This window comes from Martinezella tropici, assembly GCF_003287875.1.
In the GTDB taxonomy this organism is placed as follows: Bacteria; Pseudomonadota; Alphaproteobacteria; order Rhizobiales; family Rhizobiaceae; genus Rhizobium; species Rhizobium tropici_C.
This window is the reverse complement of the sequence record NZ_QMKK01000025.1, coordinates 7,501-22,046: the sequence shown is the minus strand read 5'-3', so window position 1 is coordinate 22,046 and position 14,546 is coordinate 7,501. Positions and strand designations below refer to the sequence as shown.

Genomic DNA, 14,546 nt, shown 5'->3' with positions numbered 1-14,546 from the left:
CCATATTGACGAGGGAGAAACCGATGAGCTTCAAGGCTGCCGCCATCCAGATGTGTTCCGGTGTCGATCCGGTGAAGAACGCAGCCGACATGGCGCGCCTGGTGCGTGACGCCGCCTCGCAGGGCGCCATCTATGTGCAGACGCCGGAGATGACCGGTGCCGTGCAGAAGGATCGGCCCGGCCTGCGCGCCGTGCTGCGTGACGAGCCGAACGATATCATCGTCAAGACGGCGTCTGAGCTGGCAAAAGAGCTCGGCATATACCTGCATATCGGTTCGACCGCCATTGCGCTCGATGACGGCAAGATCGCCAATCGCGGCTTCCTCTTCGGTCCTGACGGCAGGCTCATCAATCGCTACGACAAGATCCATATGTTCGACGTGGACCTCGATAATGGCGAGAGCTGGCGCGAAAGCGCCGTCTATCGGCCGGGCTCGGAAGCCCGCATCGCATCGCTGCCCTTTGCCGAACTCGGCTTTTCCATCTGCTACGACGTGCGCTTTCCGCAGCTTTTCCGCGCCCAGGCCGTTGCCGGCGCCGAGGTGATGACGGTGCCTGCCGCCTTCACCAAGCAGACCGGCGAGGCGCACTGGGAAATTCTGCTGCGCGCCCGCGCCATCGAAAACGGCATGTTCGTCATCGCCGCCGCTCAGGCCGGCAAGCACGAGGACGGCCGCGAGACCTTCGGCCATTCGATGATCATCGATCCCTGGGGCAACGTACTGGCGTCGGCCGGCGGTACCGGCGAGGCCGTCATCATCGCCGAGATCGACATCGCTGCCGTCAAATCAGCCCATGACAAGATACCGAACCTGAAGAATGCGCGTGAGTTCTCGCTGGAGAAGATCGCGACGCCGGCGTCTGGAGGCGTCGCTGCTTGATCCGTTATTCGCTTAGCTGTGACAATGCCCATGAGTTCGAGGGCTGGTTTTCCGAAAGCGCCGATTTCGACCGCCAGGTTGCAAGCGGCTTTCTCACCTGTCCGGTCTGCAATTCCGGCGCGATCTCCAAACTCCTGATGGCGCCTTCGGTTTCGACGGCGCGCAAGAAGGATGAGATGCAGACGCTTGCCATGGATACTGCCCGCAAGCAGGCGATGGCAAAGCTCAAGGAAGCGATAGACACCATCAAGGCCAATGCCGAAGACGTCGGTACGAAATTTCCGGAGGAAGCCCGCAAGATTCATTATGGCGAAGCGGATGCGCGCGGGATCATCGGCAAGGCGACGCCGGACGAGGCACAGGCACTCGTCGAGGAGGGCATCGAGATCGCCGCCATCCCCATATTGCCCGACGACGTCAACTGATGCCGGGGGTGGAGAGCCTGCACCCCCTCTGTCCCTATCGGGACATCTCCCCCACGAGGGGGGAGATTGTTGGGAGTTTGCCGCGCGTCTATCAAAAGCAATAGGCCGTGATTTCAGAAGGCTCGATGTTCGTTTGTAGTGAAGAGGGCGCTCCGAGTCACCGATCTCCCCCCTTGTGGGGGAGATGTCACGAAGTGACAGAGGGGGGTATCAGAGTTTCAGCAGTCGCGGTGTTGCTGGCGTGACGATTTCACGCGGCCCGCTTCGCCAGCAGCATGTAGTTGACGTCCATATCCTTCGAGAGATTCCAGCGGTCCTGCAGCGGTGAATAGAAAACGCCGGTGCGGGCGATGATCTCGAGGCCGTCTGCCGCAAGCGGCTTTTCGATTTCTTCCGGACGCACGAGCTTTTCATATTGATGGGTGCCGCGCGGCAGCCAGCGCAGCACGTTCTCCGCCGCGAAGATGGCAAGGGCCGCCGCCTTCATGGTGCGGTTGATGGTCGCAACGAACATCAGGCCGCCGGGACGCACCATTTTTGCGCAAGTCGACAGGAAGAAGTCGACGTCGGCGACATGCTCGACCACTTCCATGTTCAGCACGATATCGAAGGTCTCGCCGGCTTCGGCCAGCTGTTCGGCGGTAACGGCGCGGTAGTCGACGGGAACGCCCGAGGCCTTCGCATGAGTCGAGGCAATGCCGATGTTCTTTTCCGAGGGGTCGGCGCCGATGACGGTGGCACCCATACGCGCCACCGGCTCCGACAAGAGACCGCCGCCGCAGCCGATGTCGAGCACGCGCAGGCCTTCCAGCGGCCGGCTGCCCTTCGGGTCGCGGCCGAAATTCTCGCAGGCGTGGTCGCGGATATAGGCGAGACGCACCGGATTGAACTTGTGCAGCGGCTTGAACTTGCCGGTCGGGCTCCACCACTCGGCCGCCATGGCGGAAAAACGGTCAACTTCGCTCTGGTCGATTGTGCTCTTTGCCGTTTCGCTCATGGTTCACTCCGTGATCTGCGCCGTGCCCGTGTCGGGGCGAACGCAGGCAACAATATTTCTCCGTGTGAAGTCGGACGATCGATGCCCGATGTCAAGGGCCGCGGCCATCGATAGCCTGTGGGGAGTGCCGGTCGGCAGCAGCGAATTGCGATCCCGAGGTTGACATGGAGGTATCTTATGGCCGATCAATCGCCGGGCTGTGAAATGGACTTTCAGAACCGGATCGATTTCGATCGACCGGCGTATACAGGAGTTCTCATGAGACCATTCCGTCTTGCGACGGCTATCGCCATGAGCTGCCTTGCTATCGGCCACGCACATGCCGGGGACAGTAAGGGGTTTCGCCTGACGATCGATGGTGTCGTGGTGGGCATCAATCCTGGTGACACGTTCGAGGTCACCATGAGGGACGGTCGCAAGGTCCCGGTGGAGCTGCAGCGCAGTGATACGGTGACGTTCACGGGTGGCAAGTTCTCCTTCGATCACGATGGCAAATTGACCGTCGCAAAGACGGATCTCGGCGATGGCGTGCAGCAATATGCGCTGATGACGCCGATCGGCACCGGAATCATCGTGCAGGTCTATAAAGGCCTCGATCCGTCTGGCAATACCGACGTCGTGCTGCAGCAGATGGTGCAGGAGAGCCTCAATGGTGGTGCCAAGATAACCAAGCAGAGCACGCAGCGTACGCTCCCGAGCGGCAATGTGCTGAAGGGCGTGAAGGCGGAAACCATCACGGATGACGATGTGATGGAATATGAGATCGTCGCCACCGGCCGGCCGGAGGGCGGCATACTCGTCGCCACCTTCCTCAATAAGGAAAACCTCGACAAGGAAGGCGGAATTCTCGACAAGCTCTGGTCGACTTTAAAAGTTGATTATTGAAGTATAGTTTTGTCGCGCCGGGCGCGTCCCGCTATTGCACCCGCCCGACAAACTCGCTAAGAGACGGCCCCATTGAGATCACGCTTTTCCGGCTACCGAACCGGGAGGGCGATTTTGCATGTCGGGCTTTCCGCATTTCGGCCGCCCGGCGCAGGGTACTGGTAGAGGCACATGGCACGCATCGTGATGAAATTCGGCGGAACCTCCGTCGCGGATCTGGACCGTATCAAGAACGTCGCACGCCATGTGAAACGCGAGGTCGATGCCGGCCATGAAGTGGCCGTCGTCGTTTCCGCCATGTCCGGCAAGACCAACGAGCTGGTCGGCTGGGTCCAGAACATGCCCAAGGTCGCCGGTGCCAACCACTCGATCTACGATGCGCGCGAATATGATGCCGTCGTGGCTTCGGGCGAGCAGGTCACATCAGGCCTTCTGGCGATTGCGCTGCAGGCCATGGGCATCAACGCCCGCTCCTGGCAGGGCTGGCAGATCCCGATCCGCACCGACAACGCCCATGGCGCCGCCCGTATTCTCGAGATCGAGGGCGAGGACATCATCCGCCGCATGGGTGAGGGCCAGGTCGCCGTCATCGCCGGCTTCCAGGGGCTCGGCCCCGACAATCGCCTCTCGACGCTCGGTCGCGGCGGTTCCGACACCTCGGCCGTTGCGATCGCCGCCGCCGTCAAGGCCGACCGCTGCGACATCTATACCGACGTCGATGGGGTCTATACGACCGATCCGCGCATCGAGCCCAAGGCACGCCGCCTGAAGAAGATCGCCTTCGAGGAAATGCTCGAAATGGCCTCTCTCGGCGCGAAGGTGCTGCAGGTGCGCTCGGTCGAGCTCGCCATGGTGTTCAAAGTCCGCACCTTCGTGCGCTCTTCTTTCGAGGATCCCGATGCTCCGGGCATGGGCGATCTGCTTAACCCGCCCGGAACGCTGATTTGTGACGAGGAAGAAATCGTGGAACAGGAAGTAGTCACCGGCATTGCCTATGCCAAGGATGAGGCTCAGATCTCGCTGCGCCGTCTTGCCGACCGGCCGGGTGTTTCCGCCGCGATCTTCGGGCCGCTGGCCGAAAACCACATCAATGTCGACATGATCGTCCAGAACATTTCGGAGGACGGTTCGAAGACCGACATGACCTTCACGGTTCCGTCCGGCGATGTCGAGAAGGCGTTGCGCGTTCTTGGCGAAAACAAGGAAAAGATCGGTTACGATGTCGTCCAGAGCGAATCAGGTCTGGTCAAGGTATCGGTTATCGGCATCGGCATGCGCTCGCATGCCGGCGTGGCCGCGACCGCTTTCAGGGCACTTGCCGAAAAAGGCATCAACATCAAGGCCATTACGACGTCAGAAATCAAGATTTCCATCCTGATTGACGGTCCTTACGCAGAACTCGCAGTCAGGACTTTGCATTCCTGCTACGGTCTGGATAAGAGTTGATTCAGGACTGCTGACAACGGACCGTGACGGAGGCGAGTTTCGGCCGGCCCTGACATGGGCAAGACAGGCATGACATCTTGATTCAGGAGCTAGTGGCGCAATGAGAGACCTTTCCGGCGGTCCACGCGTTCTGCTCAAGCGGCTACGCGAACTGATGGCGGAGCCGCTGGAGCCGCAGGAGCGCCTTGACCGGATCGTCCGCCAGATTGCCAGCAACATGGTCGCCGAGGTCTGCTCGGTCTATGTGCTGCGCGCGGACGGCGTCCTCGAGCTTTATGCCACCGAGGGTCTGAATAAAGAGGCGGTCCACCTTTCGCAACTGAAGATGGGGCAGGGTCTTGTCGGTACGATCGCCGCCTCCGCCCAGCCGCTGAACCTTTCGGACGCGCAATCGCACCCCGCCTACCGCTACCTGCCGGAAACCGGCGAAGAGATCTACCACTCCTTCCTCGGCGTGCCGATCCTGCGCACAGGGCGGTCGCTTGGCGTTCTCGTCGTTCAGAACAAGGCGAGCCGCACCTATCGCGAGGAAGAGCTGGAGGCGCTCGAAACGACGGCCATGGTGCTGGCCGAAATGATCGCGACCGGCGAGCTGAAGAAGATCACCAAGCCCGGCCTGGAACTCGATCTTACCCGCTCGGTCACCATCGACGGCGACAGCTACAATGAAGGCATCGGCCTCGGCTATGTCGTCCTGCACGAGCCGCGCATCGTCGTCACCAATCTGCTGAACGACGATGCCGACAAGGAAATCGGCCGCTTGGCCGAAGCGCTTGGCTCGCTGCGTATCTCGATCGACGACATGCTGTCGCGGCGCGACGTCTCGATGGAGGGTGAGCATCGCGAGGTGCTCGAAACCTACCGCATGTTCGCGCACGACCAGGGCTGGGTGCGCAAGCTCGAGGAAGCCGTCCGCAACGGGCTGACCGCTGAGGCTGCCGTCGAAAAGGTGCAGAGCGACACCAAGGCGCGCATGATGCGCCTGACCGATCCCTATCTTCGCGAGCGCATGCACGATTTCGAGGATCTGGCGAACCGGTTGCTCCGGCAACTCATCGGCCATTCGGGCCGCACCAGCGCCGAGGGCTTCCCGAACGATGCGATCATCTTCGCGCGCGCCATGGGTGCGGCGGAACTGCTCGATTATCCCCGCGCCAATATTCGTGGCCTGGTGCTGGAAGAGGGCGCAGTGACGAGCCATGTCGTCATCGTCGCACGCGCCATGGGCATTCCTGTCGTCGGACAGGCCGCAGGTGTGGTCGCGCTGGCCGAAAACGGCGACCCGGTCATCATCGATGGCGACGGCGGCCATGTCCATCTGCGGCCGATGGCCGATCATCAGCGTTCCTATGAAGAGAAGGTGCGGTTCCGTGCCCGCCGGCAGGAGCAGTTCCGTGCCCTGCGCTCCGTCGAGCCGGTCACCAAGGACGGGCAGCGCATTTCGCTCTTGATGAATGCCGGCCTGCTGGTGGATCTGCCGCAGCTTGCCGAATCCGGCGCAGAGGGCATTGGCCTGTTCCGCACCGAGCTGCAATTCATGATCGCCTCGACCATGCCGAAGGCGGAGGAGCAGGAAGCCTTTTATCGCAATGTGATGAAGCAGGCGGGCGGGCACGTTGTTACCTTCCGCACGCTCGACATCGGCGGCGACAAGGTTGTTCCCTATTTTCGCGCGCATGAGGAAGAAAACCCGGCGCTCGGCTGGCGCGCCATCCGCCTCTCGCTCGACCGCCCAGGCCTGCTGCGCACGCAGCTCAGGGCCATGCTGAAGGCGGCGGCCGACAGCGAGCTGAAGATGATGGTGCCGATGGTTACGGAAGTTTCCGAAATCAGGGCGGTGCGCGAGCTCCTGCAGAAGGAAGTACAGCACCTTTCGCGCTTCGGACACGGCCTGCCGCGCAAGCTGCAGTTCGGCGCCATGCTGGAAGTGCCGGCGCTGCTGTGGCAGCTGGATGAGCTGATGGCGGAAGTCGATTTCGTCTCCATCGGCTCCAACGACCTGTTCCAGTTCTCGATGGCGGTGGATCGCGGCAATGCCCGTGTGTCGGACCGTTTCGATCCGCTTGAGCGGCCGTTCCTGCGCATCCTGCGCGATATCGTGCGCGCCGGAGAGCGCAACAATACACCGGTGACACTGTGCGGCGAGCTGGCCGGCAAGACGATTTCGGCTATGGCCCTGCTCGGCCTCGGCTTGCGCTCGGTTTCGATGTCGCCTGCCTCGATCGGCCCGGTCAAGGCGATGCTGCTCGGGCTCGACCTCAAGGCGCTGTCCGAGGTCATGGAGACCGCGCTCGATGACACGCAGCCGACCAGTTCCATGCGGGATATCCTTGTGCGCTTTGCCGAGAGCCACAATATCCCGCTTTAGCGCGCGATCCTGAAAAACACGAAGCGGTTTCCGGACAGGGTCATGCGCACCATATCAAAGCAGACATAATAAGAAGAATTGGAGTAGAGGGTGGCGAAGCTCCCCGTTGAAAAAATGCGCGAATTGGAACGCCGTTTCGGCGAGATCGAGGCGCGCATGTCCGCCGGCCCGGCCGCGGATGTCTATGTGAAGCTTGCTTCCGAATATTCCGAACTGCAGCCGGTCGTCGCCAAGATCCGTGACTATGAACGCGCTCTCGCCGAGGCTGCCGATCTCGAGGCCATGCTCTCCGACAAATCGGTCGACCGCGATATGCGGGACCTTGCGGAGATGGAGCTGCCCGAGGTCAAGGAGCGCATCGAGACGCTGGAAAAGGATATCCAGATCGAGCTTCTGCCGAAGGACGCGGCCGACGAGAAGAGCGCGATCCTCGAAATCCGCGCCGGTACCGGCGGTTCCGAGGCAGCCCTTTTCGCGGGCGATCTCTTCCGCATGTATGAACGTTTCGCGGCTGCCAATGGCTGGAAGGTGGAGGTTCTCTCCGCCAGCGAGGGCGAAGCGGGCGGCTACAAGGAAATCATCGCGACGATCAGCGGCAAGGGCGTGTTCTCCCGGCTGAAGTTCGAATCCGGCGTCCATCGCGTGCAGCGCGTGCCGGAAACCGAGGCGAGCGGGCGTATTCATACGTCTGCGGCGACCGTCGCCGTACTGCCGGAAGCCGAGGAAATCGATATCGAAATCCGGCCTGAGGATATCCGCATCGACACCATGCGCTCTTCCGGTGCCGGCGGCCAGCACGTCAACACGACCGACTCGGCCGTGCGCATCACTCATCTTCCCTCGGGGATCGTTGTCACGAGCTCGGAAAAGTCGCAGCACCAGAACCGCGCCAAGGCGATGCAGGTGCTGCGGTCGCGGCTGTTCGACATGGAGCGCCAGCGCGCCGACAGCGAGCGTTCCGCCGACCGCAAAAGCCAGGTCGGTTCCGGCGACCGATCCGAACGCATCCGTACCTATAATTTCCCGCAGGGGCGCGTCACCGATCACCGCATCAACCTGACGCTCTACAAGCTCGACCGGATGATGGAAGGCGAGATCGACGAGGTGGTCGATGCTCTGCTGGCGGACTATCAGGCGAGCCAGCTCGCCCAACTCGGCGAACAGGCATGAGCGGCGGGCAGGGGTCGACCGTTTCCGGACTCCTGCAGGAGGTGCGTGCCCGCTTTGCCGAGGCCGACCTCGACGATCCCGCCACGGAGGCGCGCATTCTTGTCGGCGGCCTTCTTCATCTTGCCGCCACCGCGCTCGTGACGCGAGGTTCCGAGCCGGTGTCTGCGAAGGATGTGGCGGTGGTGCGGGCGGCAATTGCCCGCCGGCTCAATCATGAGCCGGTCCATCGGATTCTTGGCGAGCGGGAGTTTTATGGCCTCTCCCTGCGGCTCTCGGCGGCGACGCTCGAACCGCGGCCCGATACCGAAATTCTTGTCGATACGATGCTACCATACCTGCGGCGTCTTGAATCCAAGGTCGGCAATGTCCATATACTGGATATCGGAACGGGAACGGGAGCCATTTGCCTGGCCCTGCTTCACGAATGCCCCAAAGCTACCGGTGTTGGTTCCGATATTTCTGGCGAGGCGCTGGAAACCGCTCGCGGGAACGCTGAGCAGAATGGCCTGGCGGCGCGGTTCAAGACCGTGCATGGAAGCTGGTTTGATGCCATCCACGAATGTTTTCATGTGATTGTCTCAAATCCGCCCTATATTGCGTCCAGTGTCATTTCCACTCTCGCTCCAGAAGTAAAGGATTTCGATCCTCCCGCGGCCCTTGACGGGGGCCTTGATGGGCTGGATGCATACAGGGCTATCGCAAAGGATGCGGCGCGGTTTCTGCTCCCGGATGGCATGATTGGGGTGGAGATCGGTTACGATCAGCGTGAAACGGTGACTTCGATTTTTGAAGGAGCAGGATTTTCCCTTGTCGAAGCGGCTCGTGACTACGGGCGGAACGACCGGGTTCTTGTGTTTGAATTTCAACATTAACGTGACGTTTTGCAGCAGATTAGTGGAACCCCTGTTGTTATCGCAAAGAAAAAGCTTGGATTTCCTGAGGAAGCAATATAGGTTGCGCTCACGCGTTGGGCGGCTGGGAATAGGCGAGACGATTCGCTTATCTTGGACAGCCTCGGGGATCCGCTCTTTGGTAGAGTGTCAAAGGTTGAAGATAACCCAATGCGTGATCAGTTTAATCTGACGTAGTCGAGCGGCAGACCGGCGCCAAAGCGCAGTTTGCTTGCGGCACGCAGGCCCTGGTTTGGCAGTGTCCGAACCGCGGCGGCAGGTGTCGTGTATGATTTTTATCCCAACGAAGAGAATTCAGGTGAAGGATCTATGAGGCCAGGACAGCAAAACAAGCGCGGTCGGGGGCGTGGTAACAACAACAACGGTGGCGGCGGAAATAACAACAACAATTTCAACCGCAAGGGCTCGAACCCGCTGACCAGGACTTACGACAGCTCTGGTCCCGATGTGAAGATCCGCGGAACCGCACAGCATATCGCCGAAAAATACTCGGCCTTGGCTCGCGATGCCCAGAGCTCCGGCGACCGCGTTATGGCTGAAAACTACCTGCAGCATGCCGAACACTATAATCGGATCATTGCCAGCGCCCAGGCGCAGATGCAGGAGCGCTATCAGCGAGACGATCACCACAATTACAACGATCGCGATACGGGCGACCGTGACATCGACGATATCGATGCAAACGAGATCGATGATCAGCCGCAGATGGCTCCGCCTCCGGCTCGTCCGCAGCAGGCAGCTCCAGCGGCCGCCGCCGCTCCGGCCGATGAGCCGGAAGCCATCAACGGCACTGGCCCGCAGCCGGTCATCGAAGGCATCCCTGCCGAAGTGGCGATCGAGGAAGAAACTCCGGCAGTGGCCGCCACCGAGCGCCAGCCGCGTCGTCGCAATGCAGGCGGCAATCGTCCGCGCCGCCAGCCGCGCCGCAGTGCTGCAGCCGAGGGCGGCGATCAGGGTGAAACCGGGTCGAACGAAGCTCCGGCTATGGCGGATGCGACCTCGGAATAAGTCGCTTCGCTGGAGCGCACTGCACTGATTAAACGAGAATGCGGAAATGGCGGCGAAAGCCGCCATTTCTTTTTGTGTGGGCAGGTGCTCTCTTTCGAGGCCAATCGGCGCTTCTTCAATTGCAGAAGCAGGGAAGCCATTCCGGCCGGTTTTTCCACTCCGCGACCCTTTAAACTCTTCAAATATCCTCCCATATTCTTTTCTGTTGCCTTGCCGCAAATCTCGATGGCGGAAAGGCGGGGCCTGCCTCTTGAGGGGGCTCAATCTCAATCATCGGTCTGCGCCGGTCAGGGCAGAGCGATTCATGGAGGTCTCATATGAATATTGAAAAATACTCCGAGCGGGTGCGTGGTTTCCTGCAATCCGCCCAAACCTATGCGCTGGCGCAGGGTAATCAGCAGTTCGCCCCCGAGCACGTTTTCAAGGTGCTTCTGGACGACGACCAGGGCATGGCCGCCTCGTTGATCGAGCGTGCCGGCGGCGACGCCAAGGCTGCCCGCATTGCCAATGATGCCGTCCTTGCCAAGCTGCCGAAGGTTTCCGGCGGCGACGGCCAGGTCTATCTCTCACAGCCGCTCGCCAAGGTTTTCGCTACTGCTGAAGATGCCGCTAAGAAGGCCGGCGATAGTTTCGTCACCGTCGAGCGTCTTTTGCAGGCGCTGGCGATCGAGCCTACGGCTTCGACCTCGATGACGCTGAAAAATGCGGGCGTTACGCCCGTTGCGCTTAATCAGGTCATCAATGATATCCGCAAGGGCCGCACGGCGGACTCCGCCAATGCGGAGCAGGGCTTCGATTCCCTGAAGAAATATGCCCGCGATCTCACCGCTGAAGCGCGCGAGGGCAAGCTCGACCCCGTGATCGGCCGTGACGACGAAATTCGTCGCACGATTCAGGTTCTGTCTCGCCGCACGAAGAACAATCCCGTGCTGATCGGCGAGCCCGGCGTTGGCAAGACGGCGATCGTCGAAGGCCTGGCGCTGCGTATCGTCAATGGCGACGTGCCGGAATCGCTGAAGGACAAGAAGCTGATGGCGCTCGATATGGGCGCGCTGATTGCCGGTGCGAAGTTCCGCGGCGAGTTCGAAGAGCGGCTGAAGGCCGTGCTTAACGAGGTGCAGTCGGAGAACGGCGAGATCATCCTGTTCATCGACGAGATGCACACGCTGGTCGGTGCCGGCAAGGCCGACGGCGCGATGGATGCATCCAACCTATTGAAGCCCGCGCTTGCGCGCGGCGAGCTGCATTGCGTCGGTGCGACCACGCTCGATGAATACCGCAAGCATGTCGAGAAGGATCCGGCCCTTGCCCGCCGCTTCCAGCCCGTCATGGTCGAGGAGCCGACGGTCGAAGACACGATCTCGATCCTGCGCGGCTTGAAGGAAAAGTATGAGCAGCATCATAAGGTGCGCATCGCCGATGCCGCGCTGGTGGCCGCTGCGACCTTGTCGAACCGCTACATCACCGACCGCTTCCTGCCTGATAAGGCAATCGACCTGATGGACGAGGCTGCGGCGCGTCTGCGCATGCAGGTGGATTCCAAGCCGGAAGAGCTCGACGAACTCGATCGCCGCATCATCCAGCTCAAGATCGAGCGCGAGGCGCTGAAGAAGGAAACCGACCAGGCCTCGGCCGACCGGCTGAAGAGGCTGGAGGGCGATCTTGCTTCGCTGGAGGAGGAAGCCGATGCGCTGACCGCGCGCTGGCAGGCCGAAAAGCAGAAGCTGGGTCTTGCCGCCGACCTGAAGAAGCAGCTCGATGATGCCCGCAACGAACTGGCGATCGCCCAGCGCAAGGGTGAGTTCCAGCGTGCAGGCGAGCTCGCTTATGGCGTGATCCCCAATCTGGAAAAGGAACTCCACGCCGCAGAAGAGCAGGATAGTGCCCGTGATTCCATGGTGCAGGAGGTCGTCACCGCCGACAACATCGCCCAGGTCGTTTCCCGCTGGACCGGGATCCCGGTGGACAAGATGCTGGAAGGCGAGCGCGACAAGCTGCTGCGGATGGAAGACGAGCTGGCAAAGTGGGTCGTCGGCCAGGGCGATGCCGTTCAGGCTGTCTCTCGCGCCGTTCGCCGCTCGCGTGCCGGCCTGCAGGATCCGAACCGGCCGATCGGCTCGTTCATCTTCCTCGGCCCGACCGGCGTCGGCAAGACGGAATTGACGAAGGCGCTTGCCCGCTTCCTCTTCGACGACGAGACGGCGATGGTGCGTATCGACATGTCGGAGTACATGGAGAAGCACTCCGTGGCGCGGCTGATCGGCGCTCCTCCCGGCTATGTCGGCTATGAGGAAGGCGGCGCGCTGACCGAAGCCGTCCGCCGTAGGCCATACCAGGTCGTACTGTTCGACGAGATCGAGAAGGCACATCCCGATGTCTTCAACATTCTGCTCCAGGTTCTGGATGACGGACGTTTGACGGACGGGCAGGGCCGCACGGTCGACTTCCGCAACACGATGATCATCATGACCTCCAACCTGGGTGCCGAATATCTGACCCAGCTGAAAGAGGGCGATGACAGCGATCTGGTGCGTGAACAGGTCATGGATGTGGTCCGGTCGCATTTCCGGCCCGAATTCCTGAACCGCGTCGACGAGATCATCCTGTTCCATCGCCTGAAGCGCGATGAGATGGGCGCGATCGTCGACATTCAGCTCGAACGTCTGCTGAAGCTGCTGTCGGAACGCAAGATCACGCTCGAACTCGACGACGACGCTCGGCATTGGCTGGCCAACAAGGGCTACGATCCGGTCTACGGCGCGCGGCCGCTGAAGCGGGTGATCCAGAAATATGTCCAGGATCCGCTGGCCGAACAGATCCTTTCGGGTCAAATCCCGGATGGTTCGCTCGTCAAGGTCACCAGCGGTTCGGACCGGCTGTTGTTCCGTCCGCGCCAAGCCGTGCACGAGGCGGCTTAAGCGACAACTGGTGAACGAATAGGAATGGCGGTCTTCGGGCCGCCATTTTGCTGTTGGCTATGGCGGCAACGGATCGGTATGAAATTGGCTGCGCGGCTGAGGCTATTTGCTGGCGATCTGTTTCGACTTGTCGTCTGTCAGCAAAGTATCGATGCGCTTGCGCTCTTCCTGGAATTTGGCGAGCGCATCGCCTTGCAGCGATTTGCCGCCGGGAAGGCGGATGCGCAGCGGATCGACCTTCGTGCCGTTGACGATCAGCTCGTAGTGCAGGTGGGGGCCGGTCGCGAGACCGGTCGAGCCGATAAAGCCGATCACTTGGCCCTGCACCACTTTCGCGCCGGGCACGATCCCTTTGGCGATGGCGCTCTGGTGATTGTAGGAGGAGACATAGCCATTGGCATGGCGAATGAGGGTCTGGTTGCCGAAGCCGCTGGAATCCCAGCTCGCCTTTTCGACGACGCCATTGCCGGCCGCGATGATCGGTGTGCCGCGGGGCGCGGCCCAATCCACGCCGGTATGCATGCGCGCGAAGCCGAGGATCGGATGGCGGCGCATGCCGAAGCCGGATTTGAAGACGCCGGTGGGAACTGGATTGCGCAGCAGGAATTGCCGGATGCTCTTGCCGCTTTCGTCGAAATAGTCGATCGAATGATCGGTCGGATCCTCGAAGCGATAGAAGCGCGTGACCGTATCGCCGAACTTGGCATTGACATAGAGCAGCTCGGAATCGGCCGTCGCCTGCCCCTTGTCGTCGGCGACCGAGAAGAAGGCTTCCAGGGAATCCGTCGGCTTCAGCTGCGCCTGGAAATCGACATTGCTGGCGAGCAGCTTGACGACCTGCGCGACCATCTCCTTGGTCATGCCGTAGGAAAGCGCCGCGCGATAGATGCCGTCATAGACGCTCGGCAGATCGCGTCCGGCCGTGAGGGTGGGCGCGTCATTGTCGAAGGCGGTGATGATCGCATCCAGCATCGGTGGCGCGCTGCCGGCGACGAAATCGCCGTGGTCGTTCTGCGCGATGGTGAGAAGATGCTTCGTGCCGCGATAGAGGCTGGCGCGGATGATCTTGGCCTGCTCGCCCTTCTGAAGGATGCCGATGCGCAATACGTCGCCGGCCGAAACATTGGCTGAGCCGAAGAGCGGCTGGATCTTTGCCGTGATATTGTCCGCGTCGGCCTTGAGGTAGCCGGCATTGGTCAGCGCCGTGGCGATTGGCATATTTTCGCGAACCGGTATGATATCGTCGGCAAATTCTTCCGTCTGCGCGGTCACGGCTTCCGGCGCCGAGACGGACATGTTCTCTTCGACGATGCGCGCGGCAAGGCCCGCCGTCAGGTCGACATCGGAATCGTCATTGGCGAAACGGCGCGGGTCGACATAATAGAGCGCTGAAAGCTGGGTATTGCCATCGGCCAGAACCGAGCCGTTGGAGCGGACATTCTCCTCGACCTCTTCAAGCGACATGGAGCCGGCGAGCTGGAAGGGGATATCCTTGGCGGGAAAGGGCACCGTCTTCAGGCTGACCTCGGATTCCACG

Annotated in this window: 11 protein-coding genes (1 of these 11 running past the window's edge); 9 read left to right on the top strand and 2 right to left on the bottom strand. The window is 61.2% G+C overall.

Going from position 1 to position 14,546, the window contains the following annotated elements; translation table 11 throughout:
* Positions 1-23: 23 nt before the first annotated feature.
* Positions 24-881: a carbon-nitrogen hydrolase family protein gene (locus DQ393_RS08130; protein WP_112341262.1), complete on the top strand. Its 858-nt coding sequence runs from the start codon at positions 24-26 to the stop codon at positions 879-881.
* Positions 878-1,306 (top strand): DUF1178 family protein, encoded by a 429-nt coding sequence (locus DQ393_RS08125; RefSeq protein WP_112341261.1) that lies wholly within the window; start codon positions 878-880, stop codon positions 1,304-1,306. The genes DQ393_RS08130 and DQ393_RS08125 overlap by 4 nt, the downstream gene beginning before the upstream one ends.
* A 250-nt stretch (positions 1,307-1,556) precedes the next feature.
* On the opposite strand, the gene ubiG is transcribed toward DQ393_RS08125, so the two are convergent.
* Entirely contained in the window at positions 1,557-2,303 is a 747-nt protein-coding gene (gene ubiG / locus DQ393_RS08120) for a bifunctional 2-polyprenyl-6-hydroxyphenol methylase/3-demethylubiquinol 3-O-methyltransferase UbiG (RefSeq protein ID WP_112341260.1), read from the bottom strand.
* Positions 2,304-2,561: 258 nt separating this feature from the next.
* Here ubiG and DQ393_RS08115 point away from each other — a divergent pair, with 258 nt between their 5' ends.
* The 7 genes from DQ393_RS08115 to clpB all read left to right on the top strand — a co-directional run bounded on the left by DQ393_RS08115 (position 2,562) and on the right by clpB (position 13,009).
* Positions 2,562-3,188 carry a hypothetical protein gene (locus DQ393_RS08115; protein WP_112341706.1) on the top strand — a complete coding sequence of 209 codons (627 nt, stop codon included), beginning with the start codon at positions 2,562-2,564 and terminating at the stop codon, positions 3,186-3,188.
* A 171-nt stretch (positions 3,189-3,359) separates the two neighbouring features.
* Positions 3,360-4,634: an aspartate kinase gene (locus DQ393_RS08110; protein ID WP_112341259.1), complete on the top strand. Its 1,275-nt coding sequence runs from the start codon at positions 3,360-3,362 to the stop codon at positions 4,632-4,634.
* Between the two features lie 100 nt (positions 4,635-4,734).
* Positions 4,735-7,002 (top strand): phosphoenolpyruvate--protein phosphotransferase, encoded by a 2,268-nt coding sequence (gene ptsP / locus DQ393_RS08105; RefSeq protein WP_112341258.1) that lies wholly within the window; start codon positions 4,735-4,737, stop codon positions 7,000-7,002.
* A gap of 90 nt (positions 7,003-7,092) precedes the next feature.
* Positions 7,093-8,172 (top strand): peptide chain release factor 1, encoded by a 1,080-nt coding sequence (gene prfA / locus DQ393_RS08100; protein WP_112341257.1) that lies wholly within the window; start codon positions 7,093-7,095, stop codon positions 8,170-8,172.
* On the top strand, positions 8,169-9,044 hold the full coding sequence (prmC, locus tag DQ393_RS08095; RefSeq protein ID WP_112341256.1) for a peptide chain release factor N(5)-glutamine methyltransferase: 876 nt from the start codon (positions 8,169-8,171) through the stop codon (positions 9,042-9,044). Before prfA ends, prmC begins: the two co-directional genes overlap by 4 nt.
* Before the next feature lie 348 nt (positions 9,045-9,392).
* Positions 9,393-10,091, top strand: coding sequence for a DUF4167 domain-containing protein (locus tag DQ393_RS08090; protein ID WP_112341255.1), 699 nt, complete (start codon positions 9,393-9,395; stop codon positions 10,089-10,091).
* A gap of 317 nt (positions 10,092-10,408) precedes the next feature.
* Entirely contained in the window at positions 10,409-13,009 is a 2,601-nt protein-coding gene (gene clpB / locus DQ393_RS08085; protein ID WP_112341254.1) for an ATP-dependent chaperone ClpB, read from the top strand.
* A 102-nt stretch (positions 13,010-13,111) separates the two neighbouring features.
* Here clpB and DQ393_RS08080 read toward each other — a convergent pair whose 3' ends face one another.
* On the bottom strand, positions 13,112-14,546 hold the 3' portion of the coding sequence (locus tag DQ393_RS08080; protein WP_112341253.1) for a M23 family metallopeptidase. The gene runs 506 nt beyond the window's last position; only the last 1,435 of its 1,941 coding nucleotides appear in the window; its start codon lies beyond the right edge, outside the window; the stop codon is at positions 13,112-13,114.

Excerpts from the sequence above, each read along its gene's own strand:
- DQ393_RS08090 (WP_112341255.1), top strand. The coding sequence starts at position 9,393 with ATGAGGCCAGGACAGCAAAACAAGCGCGGTCGGGGGCGTGGTAACAAC.
- DQ393_RS08115 (WP_112341706.1), top strand. The coding sequence starts at position 2,562 with ATGAGACCATTCCGTCTTGCGACGGCTATCGCCATGAGCTGCCTTGCT.
- DQ393_RS08130 (WP_112341262.1), top strand. The coding sequence starts at position 24 with ATGAGCTTCAAGGCTGCCGCCATCCAGATGTGTTCCGGTGTCGATCCG.
- DQ393_RS08110 (WP_112341259.1), top strand. The coding sequence starts at position 3,360 with ATGGCACGCATCGTGATGAAATTCGGCGGAACCTCCGTCGCGGATCTG.
- clpB (WP_112341254.1), top strand. The coding sequence starts at position 10,409 with ATGAATATTGAAAAATACTCCGAGCGGGTGCGTGGTTTCCTGCAATCC.
- ubiG (WP_112341260.1), bottom strand. The coding sequence starts at position 2,303 with ATGAGCGAAACGGCAAAGAGCACAATCGACCAGAGCGAAGTTGACCGT.
- prmC (WP_112341256.1), top strand. The coding sequence starts at position 8,169 with ATGAGCGGCGGGCAGGGGTCGACCGTTTCCGGACTCCTGCAGGAGGTG.
- ptsP (WP_112341258.1), top strand. The coding sequence starts at position 4,735 with ATGAGAGACCTTTCCGGCGGTCCACGCGTTCTGCTCAAGCGGCTACGC.